The sequence below is a fragment of the Clostridium sp. genome (genome assembly GCF_017888565.1).
GTDB lineage: Bacteria > Bacillota > Clostridia > Clostridiales > Clostridiaceae > Clostridium.
In genome coordinates this window covers 18452-33884 of sequence record NZ_JAGHFX010000089.1, presented here as the reverse complement: position 1 = coordinate 33884, position 15433 = coordinate 18452, and the positions used below count along the sequence as shown (strand labels likewise).

General features: G+C 29.9%; 14 protein-coding genes. All 14 read left to right on the top strand.

The features are described 5' to 3' along the window. Positions 1-185: 185 nt before the first annotated feature. The 14 genes from hrcA (at position 186) to J7M87_RS17035 (ending at position 15394) form a co-directional block, all read left to right on the top strand. The gene (gene hrcA, locus J7M87_RS17100; protein WP_291652880.1) at positions 186-1217 is read left to right on the top strand and encodes a heat-inducible transcriptional repressor HrcA; all 1032 of its coding nucleotides are present in this window, start codon (positions 186-188) and stop codon (positions 1215-1217) included. 18 nt (positions 1218-1235) lie between these two features. Beyond that, positions 1236-1838 carry a nucleotide exchange factor GrpE gene (gene grpE / locus J7M87_RS17095; RefSeq protein WP_291652878.1) on the top strand — a complete coding sequence of 201 codons (603 nt, stop codon included), beginning with the start codon at positions 1236-1238 and terminating at the stop codon, positions 1836-1838. A gap of 53 nt (positions 1839-1891) precedes the next feature. Next, positions 1892-3748 (top strand): molecular chaperone DnaK, encoded by a 1857-nt coding sequence (dnaK, locus tag J7M87_RS17090; RefSeq protein ID WP_291652876.1) that lies wholly within the window; start codon positions 1892-1894, stop codon positions 3746-3748. A gap of 112 nt (positions 3749-3860) precedes the next feature. After that, the gene (dnaJ, locus tag J7M87_RS17085; RefSeq protein ID WP_291652874.1) at positions 3861-4991 is read left to right on the top strand and encodes a molecular chaperone DnaJ; all 1131 of its coding nucleotides are present in this window, start codon (positions 3861-3863) and stop codon (positions 4989-4991) included. A 191-nt stretch (positions 4992-5182) separates the two neighbouring features. Then, positions 5183-6733 (top strand): nitrite/sulfite reductase, encoded by a 1551-nt coding sequence (locus J7M87_RS17080; protein WP_291652872.1) that lies wholly within the window; start codon positions 5183-5185, stop codon positions 6731-6733. 151 nt (positions 6734-6884) lie between these two features. Then, a complete protein-coding gene (gene tpx, locus J7M87_RS17075) occupies positions 6885-7382 on the top strand; it encodes a thiol peroxidase (RefSeq protein WP_291652870.1) in 498 nt (165 codons plus the stop codon). Between the two features lie 165 nt (positions 7383-7547). After that, positions 7548-8489 (top strand): 50S ribosomal protein L11 methyltransferase, encoded by a 942-nt coding sequence (gene prmA, locus J7M87_RS17070; protein ID WP_291652868.1) that lies wholly within the window; start codon positions 7548-7550, stop codon positions 8487-8489. 18 nt (positions 8490-8507) lie between these two features. Then, entirely contained in the window at positions 8508-9260 is a 753-nt protein-coding gene (locus J7M87_RS17065) for an RsmE family RNA methyltransferase (protein WP_291652866.1), read from the top strand. Between the two features lie 2 nt (positions 9261-9262). Then, complete coding sequence (gene mtaB / locus J7M87_RS17060) at positions 9263-10567, top strand: tRNA (N(6)-L-threonylcarbamoyladenosine(37)-C(2))-methylthiotransferase MtaB (RefSeq protein ID WP_291652864.1); 1305 nt, start codon at positions 9263-9265, stop codon at positions 10565-10567. Between the two features lie 135 nt (positions 10568-10702). Continuing rightward, positions 10703-11044: a histidine triad nucleotide-binding protein gene (locus J7M87_RS17055; protein WP_291652862.1), complete on the top strand. Its 342-nt coding sequence runs from the start codon at positions 10703-10705 to the stop codon at positions 11042-11044. A gap of 120 nt (positions 11045-11164) precedes the next feature. Next, positions 11165-11341: a 30S ribosomal protein S21 gene (gene rpsU / locus J7M87_RS17050; protein WP_003441547.1), complete on the top strand. Its 177-nt coding sequence runs from the start codon at positions 11165-11167 to the stop codon at positions 11339-11341. A gap of 541 nt (positions 11342-11882) precedes the next feature. After that, entirely contained in the window at positions 11883-12161 is a 279-nt protein-coding gene (gene yqfC, locus J7M87_RS17045; RefSeq protein WP_291652860.1) for a sporulation protein YqfC, read from the top strand. 1 nt (position 12162) lies between these two features. Next, on the top strand, positions 12163-13302 hold the full coding sequence (gene yqfD, locus J7M87_RS17040; protein WP_291652858.1) for a sporulation protein YqfD: 1140 nt from the start codon (positions 12163-12165) through the stop codon (positions 13300-13302). A 25-nt stretch (positions 13303-13327) separates the two neighbouring features. After that, the gene (locus J7M87_RS17035; protein WP_291652856.1) at positions 13328-15394 is read left to right on the top strand and encodes an HDIG domain-containing metalloprotein; all 2067 of its coding nucleotides are present in this window, start codon (positions 13328-13330) and stop codon (positions 15392-15394) included. Positions 15395-15433 lie beyond the last annotated feature (39 nt).

The window sequence follows — 15433 nt, the reverse complement described above, 5'->3', positions numbered from 1 at the left end:
GAGTATATAGAAAAAACGAGAATAAATTTAAAAAAAAGCGAAAAATAAGGATAAATTAATAAAATTAAATGAGATTATTTAATTTATAAGTTATTCAAATTGACAAAAAAGGTAATAAGGAATATATTGATATTGTAGTCATTAGCACTCGATAATAATGAGTGCTAACAGATAGAGGTGATGTAATGGCTATTGATGAAAGAAAAATAAAAATACTTCAGGCTATCATTAATGACTATATCGTGACAGGGGAACCAGTAGGTTCAAGGACAATAGCTAAGAAATATGATTTAGGAGTTGGATCAGCTACAATAAGAAATGAAATGGCTGATTTAGAAGAAATGGGTTATCTAGAACAACCACATACATCTGCAGGTAGAATACCTTCAAATAAAGGATATAGGCTATATGTAGATAAGTTAATGGAAACTGGAAGGCTAACTCGAGAAGAGGAGCTTAAAATAAGGGAGTACATTATAAATTCAGCAATGTATGAGGTTGATAAGATAGTAAAGCAAGCTTGTTCATTGTTATCAGAGCTTACTAATTTAACTACTGTAGTACAGACTCCATCTGTAAGAAGTAGCTATATAAGATCTATTCAATTACTTACTATTGATAGTCATAATTTGGTTTCAGTAATAGTAGCAGATAGTGGAATTATTAAGAATCACAGAATAAGAATAAATAATATGCCAAAGCCTGAAACTATTCGAATAATAAATGAAGTCTTAAATATGAGGCTAAGGAATTTAACTATTGAAGAAATTAATTTGGAAGTAATTAATAAGCTCAAAGTAGAATTAAATGGCTACGATGAACTATTTAATGGAATATTACCAGCTTTATATGAAACACTAAAAGAAGCTAATAGTACAGAAGTATTTGTTGAAGGAACTACAAATATATTTAATTATCCTGAGTATAATAATATTGAAAAAGCTAAGGAAATTCTTTCTCTAATCAATGATAAAGATAATTTAATAGATTTGATAGAACCTAGTAGTGATATAACCATAAGAATAGGTGATGAAAATTATTTTCCAGAGGCTAAGGAGTGTTCAATTATATCAGCAGAGTATTCATTAGATGGAAGACCTATTGGTAAGATTGGATTGATTGGACCAAAGAGGATAAATTACTCTAAGGTTATAGCTATTATGGGGCAAGTTATGAAAGAGTTAAATAAAAGCTTAAGAAATCAAATTATAGAATAAAAGAGATGAGGTGTTGTTGTGGAAGATAACAAAGAGGTAGTAGAAGATATGGAAGAAACAGTTGAAACTGAAAATAATGAGGATGTAAATTCTACTATTGAAGCAGAAACAGATCAATCTTCAGATGATATAGTTGAAGAAAATAATGATAAGGAAAATGATCTAGATAATATGAGAAAATTAAAAGATGAAAATAAGAAGCTAAGCAATGAAGTAGAAGCATTAAAAGAAAGATTACTTAGAATATCAGCAGAATATGATAATTATAGAAAAAGAACAACTAAGGAAAAAGAAGGCATTTATACAGATGCGTGTACAGATGTATTAAAAGAAATGATTCCAGTACTAGATACATTAGAAAGAGCAATAGCTGTTGATGGAAGTGTAGAAGACTTTAAAAAGGGAATAGATATGACTATAAAGGGTTTTAAAGGATCCTTTGAAAAATTAGGAGTTGAAGAAATAGATGCAACTGGTGAGTTTGATCCAAATCTACATCAAGCAGTTATGCACGTTCAAGATGAATCATTTGGTACTAATTCAGTAGTTGAAGTATTCCAAAAGGGATATAAAAGAGGCGAAAAGATAATTAGACATACAATGGTAAAAGTAGCTAACTAATATTGATATTAACTAAACTTATTAAAAAGATAGTTTTTAGGAGGAAATAAATTATGGGAAAAATAATAGGAATTGATTTAGGAACAACTAACTCATGTGTAGCTGTTATGGAAGGTGGAGAACCAGTAGTAATCAGCAATTCAGAAGGGGCAAGAACTACTCCTTCAGTAGTTTCATTCCAAGCAAATGGAGAAAGACTAGTAGGTCAAGTAGCTAAAAGACAAGCGATAACAAACCCAGATAAAACTATAATATCAATAAAGAGACATATGGGTACAAATTATAAAGTAAATATAGATGGTAAAGATCATTCACCACAAGAAATATCAGCAATGGTACTTCAAAAGATAAAGGCTGATGCAGAAGCTTATTTAGGTGAATCTGTAACTCAAGCAGTTATAACAGTTCCTGCATATTTTAATGATTCAGAAAGACAAGCGACTAAAGATGCTGGTAAGATAGCTGGATTAGAAGTATTAAGAATAATAAATGAACCTACAGCTGCAGCACTAGCTTATGGTTTAGATAAAATGGATACAAATCAAAAAATCTTTGTTTATGACTTAGGTGGTGGTACATTCGACGTATCTATTCTAGAACTTGGAGATGGAGTATTCGAAGTTTTATCAACAAATGGAGATACTAAACTAGGTGGAGATGACTTCGACCAAAGAATAATGGATCATATAGCTGAAACATTTAAGGCTGAAAATGGAATAGATTTAAGAAATGATAAAATGGCACTTCAAAGATTAAAAGAAGCTGCTGAAAAAGCTAAGATTGAATTATCATCATCAATGCAAACAAACATTAATTTACCATTTATAACAGCAGATGCAACAGGTCCACAGCATATTGATATGAACTTAACTAGAGCTAAATTCAATGAAATTACACATGACTTAGTTCAAAGATCAATTGAGCCAATGAAAAAAGCTTTAGCAGATGCAAATCTTTCATTAAGTGATGTCAATAAGGTAATATTAGTTGGTGGGTCAACAAGAATCCCAGCTGTTGTAGAAGCAGTTAAAAACTTTACTGGAAAAGAACCTTCAAAGGGAGTAAACCCAGATGAATGTGTTGCTGTTGGGGCAGCTATTCAAGCAGGTGTATTAACTGGAGAAGTTAATGATGTATTATTACTAGATGTTACTCCATTAACATTAGGAATTGAAACATTAGGTGGAGTTGCTACACCACTTATTGAAAGAAATACTACAATTCCAGCTAAGAAGAGTCAAACATTCTCAACTGCAGCAGATGGTCAAACATCAGTTGAAATTCACGTAGTTCAAGGTGAAAGACAAATGGCAGCTGATAATAAAACATTAGGTAGATTTACATTATCAGGTATTGCTCCAGCTCCAAGAGGAATTCCTCAAATTGAAGTTACATTTGATATAGATGCAAATGGATTAGTTAAAGTATCAGCTGTTGATAAAGCAACTAATAAAGAAGCTAATATAACTATTACAGCTTCAACAAACTTAAGTGAATCTGAAGTAGAAGCTGCAGTAAAAGAAGCAGAAAGATTTGCTGAAGAAGATAAGAAGAGAAAAGAAAAAATAGAAGTTAAGAATAATGCAGATCAAGTTGCTTATCAAACAACTAAAACTTTAGAAGAACTTGGTGATAAGGTAACAGCTGAAGATAAGGCTAAGGTTCAAGCTAAACTTGATGAATTAAACAAAGTAAAAGATGGCGAAGATTTAGAAGCTATAAAGAAAGCTATGGATGAATTAAACCAAGAATTCTATGCAATATCATCTAAGATATATGCTGATGCTAATGCAAATGGTGAAGCAGGTGCTGGATTTGATCCAAACAATATGGGAGGAGCAGGTGCAAGCCAAACTCCAAATGATGATAATGTTGTAGATGCAGATTTCGAAGTTAAGGAAGATAAATAATATTTTAAAGAAGATAAATAGTTGTAACCTATTAATCTAATAGATATAATATATGAGGGAAGGCATAAGTCGTCTTCCCTTTTATAAAGTAAAAAAATGGTGGTGAAAATAGATGGCAAATAAAGACTATTATGCATCCCTTGGGCTTCAAAAGGGAGCTTCAGATGAAGAAATAAAAAAGGCCTTTAGAAAGCTAGCTATTAAATATCATCCTGACAAGAACCAAGGCAACAAAGAAGCAGAGGATAAGTTTAAAGAAATAAATGAAGCTTATCAAGTGCTTTCAGATCCAGAAAAAAAAGCGAGATATGATCAGTTTGGAACAGCGGATTTTGACGGAAGTGGATTTGGATCAGGTGGATTTGGTGGCTTTGACTTCTCAGATATGGGTGGTTTTGGAGATATATTTGATAGCTTCTTTGGTGGTGGCGGTGGTAGCAGTAGAAGAAGAAATGGACCACAAAGAGGTGCCGATTTAGAATATACAGTTAATTTAACTTTTGAAGAGGCTATATTTGGAGTAGAAAAGGAAATTTCTATAAATAGAAGTGAAACTTGTGATTCATGTAAAGGGAGTGGTGCTAAAACTGGCACTTCAGCAAAAACTTGTCCAACATGTAATGGTCAAGGTCAAGTAAGAGTCCAAAGACAAACACCTTTAGGAAGTTTTGTAAGTACTTCAACATGTAACACATGTGGTGGTAGTGGTAAAGTAATAGATGATCCATGTAATACATGTCATGGAAAAGGAAACGTTAGAAAGAATAGAAAGATAACTGTTAACATTCCAGCTGGAGTTGATACAGGAAATGTTATGCCGCTTAGAGGGCAAGGAGATCATGGAACTAACGATGGTCCTCCAGGAGACTTATATGTAAGAATAAATGTTTCTCCATCTAAAAAGTTTACAAGAAAAGGAAATGATATATATATAGATACTCATATATCTATGGGAAAAGCAGCGCTAGGAACTGAAATAACTGTTGCAACTGTAGATGGAGATGTAAAATATACAATTCCTGCGGGAACACAATCAGGTACTTTATTTAGATTAAAGGGAAAAGGTGTTCCAAGAGTAAATTCATCAGGTAGAGGAGATCAATATGTTAAAGTAATTGTTGATATTCCTAAGAATTTAAATGATAAGCAAAAAGATGCTTTAAAAGCATTTATGGAAGCATGTGGAGAAAACGCTGGTGAAGGAACTCCTCATAAAAAAGGACTTAAAGATTTATTTAAATAGAAGAATTAGCATGATGCTAATTCTTTTTTTTTTTTTTTTTCATAAAACATATAATATATGCACAAAATACTGAAAGTGGTATACTTATAATAAGTTTTCCCTATTATTACTATAGAAATATTCGATAAATCCATATTGTATTTAGTGATATAATTAACAATAGCATGAATTTAATAAAGAGGTGGTAAAAGATGAATAAATTAAAAGAAGTTCTATATGGAGAAATAGAAGAGTTTAGGAAAGAAGGACATAAATTTTTAAATGGGGAATTAAATGTAATGCAATTTAAGCATGCATCTGGAGGATTTGGTATATATGCACATAGAGGCGGCAAAGAATTTATGATACGACTTAGAATTCCTTCAGGGATAACGAAGGTTGATGAGATGTATAAAGTTTATGATTTTACAAAAAAATATGGATTAGATAAAATACATTTAACAACACGTCAAGCTATTCAGCTGCATGGACTAAGTATAGATGAAGTTTGCGATTTAATGAAGGAAGCTTTGGATAACGATATATATACTAGAGGAGCTGGTGGTAATTATCCAAGGAATGTTGCTATGTCACCATTATCAGGTGTTGATCCAGAAGAAGAGTTTGATGTAACTCCTTATGCGGTAGCTGTAGGAAATTATTTTTTAGAAAGAATATACACTTATAAACTACCTAGAAAGCTTAAAGTTGCATTTTCAAATAGTGAATATGATGCAGCACACTGCACAGTTCAAGATCTAGGTTTTGTTGCAGTAAATAAAGATGGAAAAAAATATTTTCAAATATATTTAGGTGGAGGATTAGGACAAAATCCTAGAAAAGCAGTTAAATATTATGATTTAATTGAAGCAAAAGATGTACTTTATTATGTGGAAGCAATGGTAAGCTTATTTAAGGCTGAAGGAAATTATGAAAATAGAAATAAAGCTCGTGTTAGATATATTTTAGAAAGAATGGGCGAAAAAGATTTCTTAGAATGTTATAAAAAACATATAGAAGAAGTTATAGAAAAAGGTAATTTAGAAATACAAGTTGAAGATAAAATTTATAATAAAAAAGGAATAGAAGTAGAATTTAATAATCCAAGAATTATTAGACAAAAACAAATAGGATTATATAGTGTTTATCTTCATCCAATTGGAGGGCAATTAGCTGCTAATGATTTAAAAGCGATTCTAGATACAATTAAAAACTTTGAAGATATAGAAATTAGATTAGCTATGACAGAAGGAGTTTATTTTAGAAACTTAAATGGCATTGAAGCGAGAGAACTATTAGAATTAACTGAAAATATGGGGGTAACAACTAACTTCGAACAAAGTGTATCTTGTATAGGAGTACCAACATGTCAAGTGGGTATATGTAATAGTCAAGGAACTCTAAGCTCAATTATGGATTATTTTAAGGATAAAGAATATAAATCAGATGTATTACCAAGAGTTTATATTTCAGGATGTGGTAATTCTTGTGGAGTTCATCAAATTGGATCTATAGGATTTACTGGCAAGAAGAAGAGAGTAGGAGAAAAAATTGAGGAATGCTTTACTATGTTTGCTGGTGGATCATTTGGCGTAGGAAAAACAAACTTAGGAAATTCTTATGGAGATATTCCAGGAAATAAGATTCCAGAACTTTTATATGAAATTGCTAAGGAAATAGAAGCTAGTGAATTAAAATTCGAAGAATATCTAGAAGAAAAAGACGATAGCTTCAAAGAAATAGTAAATAAATACGTTGTATAAGCAGTTAATTAATAGCCTTCGACTTACAGTAGAATATTATAGTGATAAAGGATATTTACAAATAACAATTATCAAGTATAATTGAAATATATAATTTTATGAGATTTTGGAAAAGATAAAATAGAAATCTTAAAGTAAGGAGAAGGATAAAATGAAACAAGTAAAATTTCAAGGTGCACCAATAACATTAGAAGGAAACACATTAAGTGTTGGAGATAAGTTACCTGATTTTTCAGTTGCAACAAATGATTTAGGAGAATTTACTTTTAGTGATACAAAAGGTGTTAGAGTATTTTTAACAGTACCTTCAATAGATACACCTGTTTGTGATATGGAAGTAAAGAGATTTAATAAAGAAGTAGATAACTTAGATGGAGTAACTTGCTATACTATTTCAATGGATTTACCATTTGCACAAGCAAGATGGTGTGGATCAGAAGGAGTAGAAAAGGTTAAGACTTTATCAGACTATAAAGATAGAAGTTTTGCTAAGGCAACTGGAACTTATGCAAAAGAATTAGGATTATTAACAAGAGCATCATTTGTTGTAGATTCAAATGGGATTGTAACTTTTGTTGAGTATCTTGATGAAATAACAAGTGAACCAAGTTACGATAAAATTTTAGAGGCAGCTAAATCAGCAAAATAATATATAAAAAGTAAAAGTATTTGGGTATTCCAAGTACTTTTACTTTTTATAATTTTATAATTTATTTAAAAGGAATTAATTACTTTAATTTTAAATATAGACAGAAAGTTAACATAAGTGTAAAATAATAAATTAGTCAAAGTATGTTTGAAAGGACTGATTTAAATGCAAGGAACTTGGATAGAAGTTAGAGTTATAACTAAAAGTGAAGCACTAGAACCTGTTTCAGGAATATTTTATGGATTAGATTGTAAAGGAGTTGCAATTGAAGATCCAAATGACATATTAGAAAGAGAACAAGGACCATTAACTTGGGATTTTGCAGATATTAATGTATTAGAGCATAAAGGTAAAGTTGCAGTTGTTAAAGCTTATTTCTCAGAAGAAGATAATATAGATGAGATATTAAATTATGTAAATGAAAAAATGATTGAAATTAAGGAACTTGGAATTGATACAGGATTAGCTAAAGTAGAAAGTGAAAAAATGTTTGAAGAAGATTGGGCTAATACATGGAAAAAGTATTATAAGCCAACAAAGGTTGGAGAAAAGATAGTTGTAAAGCCTATATGGGAAGAATATGATGTGCAGGGGGAAGAGTTAGTACTAGAGCTTGATCCTGGTATGGCTTTTGGAACAGGAACACACGAAACAACAAGAATGTGTATGCAATCTTTAGAAAAGTATGTAAAGGAAGATAGTACTGTTTTTGATGTTGGATGCGGGTCAGGAATTCTTGCTATAGCAGCAGCAAAGCTTGGTGCTAAAATGGCTGTTGGAGTTGATTTAGATCCGGTTGCAGTTGAATCTGCTAAAGAAAATGTTGGTTATAATAATTTAGATAATATACAAATACTATATGGTAATTTAGTGGAAGTAATTGATGGAAAAGCAGACATAGTTGTTGCTAACATAATTGCAGAAGTTATATGTATATTAACGGAAGATGTAAAAAGAGTTTTAAAGGATAACGGATACTTTATTACTTCAGGAATAATACATGATAGGGCAGATATGGTTACTAAAAAGCTTGAGGAAACTGGTTTTGAAGTAGTAGAAATAAATAAAGATGGGGAATGGAACTGTATAGTTGCCAAAGTAAAATAGTTTTAAGGAGAATGAACAATGCATAAATTTTTTACTCCTAAAGAAAATTTTATAGATAATAAAGCCAAAATATTAGGTGATGATGTAAAACATTTATATAAAGTATTAAGGCTAAATGAAGGGGATAAAATAGTCTTAAATAATTGTGATGGTGAAGAGTTTTTAGCAACTATTTCATCTATAACTAAGCAAGAAGTGCTTGTTGAAATAGAAGAAAAACTTCAAATAAACAATGAAAGTAGTGTAAAGATATATTTATTTCAAGGATTGCCAAAGGCGCAAAAGATGGATTTAATAGTACAAAAGGGTACAGAACTTGGAATTACTGAGTTTATACCAACTTTAACAGAAAGAGTTGATATAAAGCTAAAAGGCGATTTTAAAAAGTTAGATAGATTAAATAGAATAGCTTTAGAAGCAGCTAAGCAAAGTAAAAGAAGTTTAATACCAAATGTAGTTGATCCAATAGGTTTTGATGAAGCTATAGATAAGATGAAGAATTTAGACATAGTTATAGTTCCATATGAAAATGCAGAAAACTTTGGAATTAAAACTTTATTTAATAAGACTGATATAGAAAAATCTAAAATAAAAACTATTGGAATACTAGTTGGTCCAGAAGGTGGATTTGAGATAGATGAAATAAATAAACTAAAAGAAAATGGGGCTTATATAGTAACTTTAGGAAGTAGAATCCTTAGAACGGAGACAGCAGGTTTTGTAGCTACTTCTTTAGTTCAGTATGAGCTAGGAGATTTAGGAGGAAATTAATAATGAAAGTTGCATTTTCTACATTAGGATGTAGGGTTAACGTATATGAATCAGAAGCAATGGCCGAAAAATTTATTAGAGAAGGCTATGAAGTTGTTGATGCTAGTGAAGCAGCTGATGTATATGTAATAAATACTTGTACTGTTACTAATATGGGTGACAAAAAATCAAGACAAATTATAAGTAGAGCAAGAAGATTAAATGAGAATGCTACAGTAGCAGTTGTAGGATGTTACTCACAAATTGCACCTAAGGAAGTTTCAGAAATACCGGGAGTAGATGTAGTTCTTGGAACAAGAAATAAAGGTGATGTTGTTTACTATGTAAATAAAGCTAGAGATGAAGGTAAATCACAAGTTCATGTTGAAGGTGTACTTAAAAATAGAAAGTTTGAAGAATTAAATATAGAAGAATATCAAGATAAAACTAGAGCATTTTTAAAAATACAAGATGGATGTAATAGATTTTGCACATATTGTATAATTCCATATTCAAGAGGGTCAGTATGTTCAAAAGATCCTAAGAAGGTATTAGAAGAAGTTAATAAATTAGCAGAACATGGATTTAAAGAAATAATTTTATCAGGAATACATACAGCTTCTTATGGCTTAGATTTAGAAGGTAGTGTTAATTTAATAGACATAATAGAAGAAATAGAAAAAGTTGAGGGAATAGAAAGAATAAGAATAGGATCAATTGAGCCAGCATTCTTTACTCCTGAAGTTATAGAAAAAATAAAGAAGTTTAAGAAGTTATGTCCACATTTCCATTTATCATTACAAAGTGGATGTGATGCTACACTTAAGAGAATGAATAGAAGATATACAGCAAAAGAATATGCTGATTCAGTAAAATTATTGAGAGAAACTATGCCAGATGTATCTATAACAACAGATGTTATAGTTGGTTTTCCGGGAGAAACAGAAGAGGAATTCAATGAAATGTATGAATTCTTAAAAAATATTAAGCTTACTAAAACTCATGTATTTAAATATAGTCCAAGAAAAGGAACCAAAGCTGCAGATATGCAAAATCAAATTGATGGAAGCATAAAGGAAAAAAGAAGTAAGCTACTAATAGAATTAAGTAATAAAAATGAAAAAGAATTTATAGAGAAGTTTATAGGAAAAGAAATGGATGCACTTATAGAAACAGAAGTAAAAGGTAAAGATGGCATCTATGAAGGATATACAAGAAACTATATAAAGGTTCAAGTACCATGTACATGTGCAGACGTTACTGGTAAAATAGTTGATATAGAAATAACAGCAGCAGAAAATGAAATTGGAATAGCAAAACTGTTATAGAATGAAAAAATGAAGTGAAATGAAAAAAATTAATGAAATAATTTAACTTCAGCTAAATTATGATAAAAAGAAATTCAGCTTACTGAGTTTCTATGACAATTCTTTCATTAATTAATTGAGAGAGGTGGTGAGTTTATGGATTGTATTTTTTGTAAAATTGCAGATGGTGAAATACCAAGTAAAAAGCTTTATGAAGATGAAAAGGTCATAGCTTTTCACGATATAAGTCCTGAAGCGCCTATGCATTTTTTAGTTATACCTAAAAAGCATATAAAAAGTGTGAATGAATTAAATGAAGAAAATTCAAATATTATTTCACATATTTTCTTAGTTATTAATAAACTAGTAAAAGAACTAAATATAGATGAAGCAGGATATAGAATTGTTAATAACTGTGGAAAAGATGGTGGGCAGACAGTTGATCATATTCATTTTCATGTGCTAGGGCAAAGAGAATTAAAATGGCCACCAGGTTAAATAGTTTTTTATCTGAGAGGTTGACTTTAAGATATGCCTATTGTATAATATAGCGTGTGTTATTAAGCCCGTAGCTGAGTTAAATTAATTAATTTGAGCTAGCGGAGGGAGGGATAATAGATGTCAGAAATAAAAGTTGGAGAAAACGAAACACTTGAAAGTGCATTAAGAAGATTCAAGAGAAAATGCGCTAGAGCTGGAGTTCTTTCAGAAGTTAGAAAGAGAGAACACTATGAAAAGCCAAGCGTGAAGAGAAAGAAAAAATCAGAAGCTGCTAGAAAGAGAAAATTCAAGTAGGAACTATTTTGGTTTGAAATTTTAATAGAACTTAAATAAAAGCTATTATTGGAGTCTACAATTTATCCAATAAGTCTGAATGTATTATTTATAATACATTAAGGTTGAGGACTATAGTTATATATTTTAGCAAAAATAAGTGTAAGAATTATTATACTTGAATTTAAGGGAATAAACAGGATTTAATTAATTGGATATTCTGAAGAGGTAGATCTTGTTATAGTACCTTCCTCAGCAGTTATAAAAGAAAAGATATAATTATTAAAGGAACGGCTACACCATCGGTGTTAATAACATTTAAAAGATAGCTAGGTTTTAATTAGCTTAGTTATGACAAATTAAAGTCAATTTATAAGAAGAATATTAACTAATAAATAAAGCAAAAGGAACTTAATTAGTTCCTCTTGCTTTTTTTGTTATGCTGAAATATATTTTTAAGGCATTGGAACTGTTAACTTTATAAACTCAAATAAATTATAAGTAATTTTCTATATATATTTATCATAAAGTACTATTAGGAAAAATATAAGGAGAGAAGATTATGCAAAGAAAAATGGAGAAGAGCAGAGAAATTATAGCAGAAACTTTTGACTTACCTAAAGATATAGTTTTAAATGTTCCTAAAATAACTATTATAGGAAATGATGAAATAACAATAGAAAATCATAAAGGAATAATATTATTTGAGCGAAATGTTATAAAAGTAAATACAAAAGTAAAGGCCATTAATATTGAAGGTGAAAATTTTGAAATACTTTATATTGGAGATTCTACAATAACAATTAGTGGAAAATTTAAATCTATATCATACGAGGTGTAATATGGCAACAGGAATTTTTGATAGTGGAAAAGTAGTAGTTGAAGTTAACATATTAAAACCGGAGAGACTTTTAAACATATTGTGGAGTGAAAATATAAATGTTATAAATGTTAAGAGAGTAGATATAGCAACTATTAGAATAACAATTGATTATAATGATTATGATGTTTTAATAGATGTTGTAAAAAGATTAAATGGTAAAAGTAAAGTCGTAGGAAGTACTGGAATCTTATTTTTTATAGGAAAACTAAAAAGTAAATTATTTTTAGCTATAGGAGGAGGAATATTTGTTGTATTATTACTATATCTCTCTACCTATGTATGGAGCATAGAAATAACTACTAAAAAGAATGTGTCACCTTATGAGTTAAGACAACAATTATATGAAATAGGGATAAAGCCAGGAATAAGTAAAAATAAAATAGATGTTAAAGATGTAGAAAAGAAACTGGAAAATGTAAATTCTGATGTTTTGTGGTTAAGGGCTAGAATAGAAGGCTCAACATTGAAGATATTTATAGAAGAAAAAGTAAACCCACCAGAAGTAAAAGAAGAAAAGCAGGGGAATTTAGTTGCAAAGATGGATGGAGAAGTAAGTAGGGTTTATGCTTTTTCTGGTAGATCAGCAGTTCATGCTGGAGATATGGTGAAAGCTGGTGATGTTGTTATAGAAGGAATTAATGGTAAAGAGGAAGATCCATATGAAGTTGTACCAGAAGGTGTAGTTATGGCAAATACTTTTTATGAAAAGAGTATGACTACTAAAGTAGAGGGTACAGAGATGAAAAGAAGTGGTGAGAAAGATAGTGATATATATATAGAAATATTCGGAAAAAAAATTTATCTGAAAAAAGCTATAAAAGATTTTAAAGAGTATGATAAAATAGAAGAGAGTGGAAAAATTATAAAGAAGGCTAATTATTTTGAAAAAAAGGAACTCCCAGTTACATACACAAAAGAAGAGGCAATTGATAATGCAGTAAAGGAGTTAGAGGAATCTCTTTATAATAATTTAACTAGAGAAGCAAAAGTGGTTGATAGAATAATAAGTACAAAGGACAATTCTGATGGAGATATAATAGTAAATGTAGTATTTGTTGTAGAGCAAAATATAGTAAATAATGAGCCAGTGGATTATTAAAAAAAACTATAGGGATTAGAGGGTGATGGACTTGTTTTGGAATAAAGGAAAGAAAAAAGATGATATAAAATACAAAAGAGGGTTTACTTATTTAACTGTATTTTTAGTAATATATTTACTTTTATTAACAGTAATTGCACCTAAGAGACACAATCTTTCAGTTGGAGATATAGCAACTGTAGATATAAAAGCACCTATTGATACTGTTGATGAAATTGCAACTAAGCAAAAAGAAGAAGAAGCTATGGCTAAGGCAAGAGAAGATAAGCAGTATATAGTTAAAAGTGAGGTAAAAGCTCAAGCAATTGAAAATGTTAATAAATTATTTAATAAGATTATATCTGAAAATTCTTCTGATAAGGAAGAAAAGGATAAAATAGCTGAAATTAAAAAAATAGAAGAATTTAGTTTAACTGATGACGAGTATAAAATATTAGTTGAATTAAAGGAAAAAGTATCTGAAGTGCAGCACTTAGTAGTAAATGTATTAGAAACAGTTTATAAGGAAGAAATAGAAGAAAATAAATATGAAGATTTATTAGAAGCAAAGTCAATAGCAGATAAGCAATTATCTAATAGTGATATAGATAGAGACTTAGAGGACATTTTAAAGAATATATGTCATATGCAAATTAAACCAAATAAATTTGTTGATAATGATAAAATGGAGGAAGCTGTTAAAGAGGCTCAAAAGAGCGTTCCAAAGGAAATAATAAAGAAGAATCAAATAATAGTAAAAGAAGGTGAACCTGTAACTGAAAGGCAAATAGAAGTTTTAAAGGAATTAGGCCTTTTAAATAATGGTACAACAAAGAGTTACTTATTCTCATTTATTTCTTTAGGGATATTAGTTGCTTTAGTATTATTTATTCAATATAGATATATATCTAAAGAAAAGCCCGAAGTATTTAAAAATACTAAAATGATCATACTTATAAGTAGTATAAATCTTATAATAATTTTGATTTCAATGGGAGTAAATGTAATTTCTCCATATTTAATACCATTAGTTTGTAGTGCTATGCTTATGACAATATTAATTGATTATAAGATATCTTTAGTTGTAAACTTGTTAAATATAATATTTATAGCTATAATAGTTGGATTTAATCCATCAGTAGTTGTTTTATCAATATTAAGTGTTGTTCTTGGGTCAACTGGACTTAAAAAGGTTCAGCAAAGAAATGATATAATATATTCAACTATTTATATAACTGGAATATTAGCTTTATTCTCATTTACTTTAGGTATGATTTCATCAAATAATATAAAAGAAATATTAATACAGACTGGATATACTGCAATAGGTATTTTACTTTCAGGGATTTTAGCGGTTGGACTATTGCCTTTCTTTGAATCAATATTTGATGTAGTTACTAATATAAAATTACTAGAGTTATCAAACCCAAACCAGCCATTAATGAAAAAATTACTAATGGAGGCGCCGGGAACATATCATCACAGTATGATGGTTGCTAATTTGGCAGAAGCTGCTGCAGAGGCTGTTGGAGGAAATCCGGTTGTGGCTAGAGTAGGCGCTTATTATCATGATATTGGGAAAACAAAAAGACCATACTTTTTCGGTGAAAATCAAATGGGAAAGGAAAATCCACACAATAAAATAACACCTAATTTAAGTACATTAATTATCTTATCACATACAAAGGATGGCTTAGAAATGGCTAGAGAACATAAAATTCCTAAGGTGATTCAGGATATGATAGAGCAGCATCATGGAACTACATTAGTTAAATATTTTTATTATAAACTTAAGAATTCATCAGATAAGCCTGATGAGATTAAGGAAGAGGATTTTAGGTATCCAGGTCCAATTCCATCTTTTAAGGAATCAGGTATTCTAATGCTTTCAGATAGTGTGGAAGCTGCTGTTAGGTCCATTAATGAACCTACAAAGGGTAAAATAGAAGAGATGGTAAATAATATAATAAATGATAAACTCAACTCTAGACAACTTGTGGACTGTGATTTAACATTAAAAGATATAGAGGTTATAAGAAAGACTTTTCTTAAGACCTTAGATGGAATATATCATCATAGAATTGAATATCCATCTGAAAAGAAAGTAAAATAGATGAGTAATTAAATTTTATAAAGGATTTGGTAGGGGAGG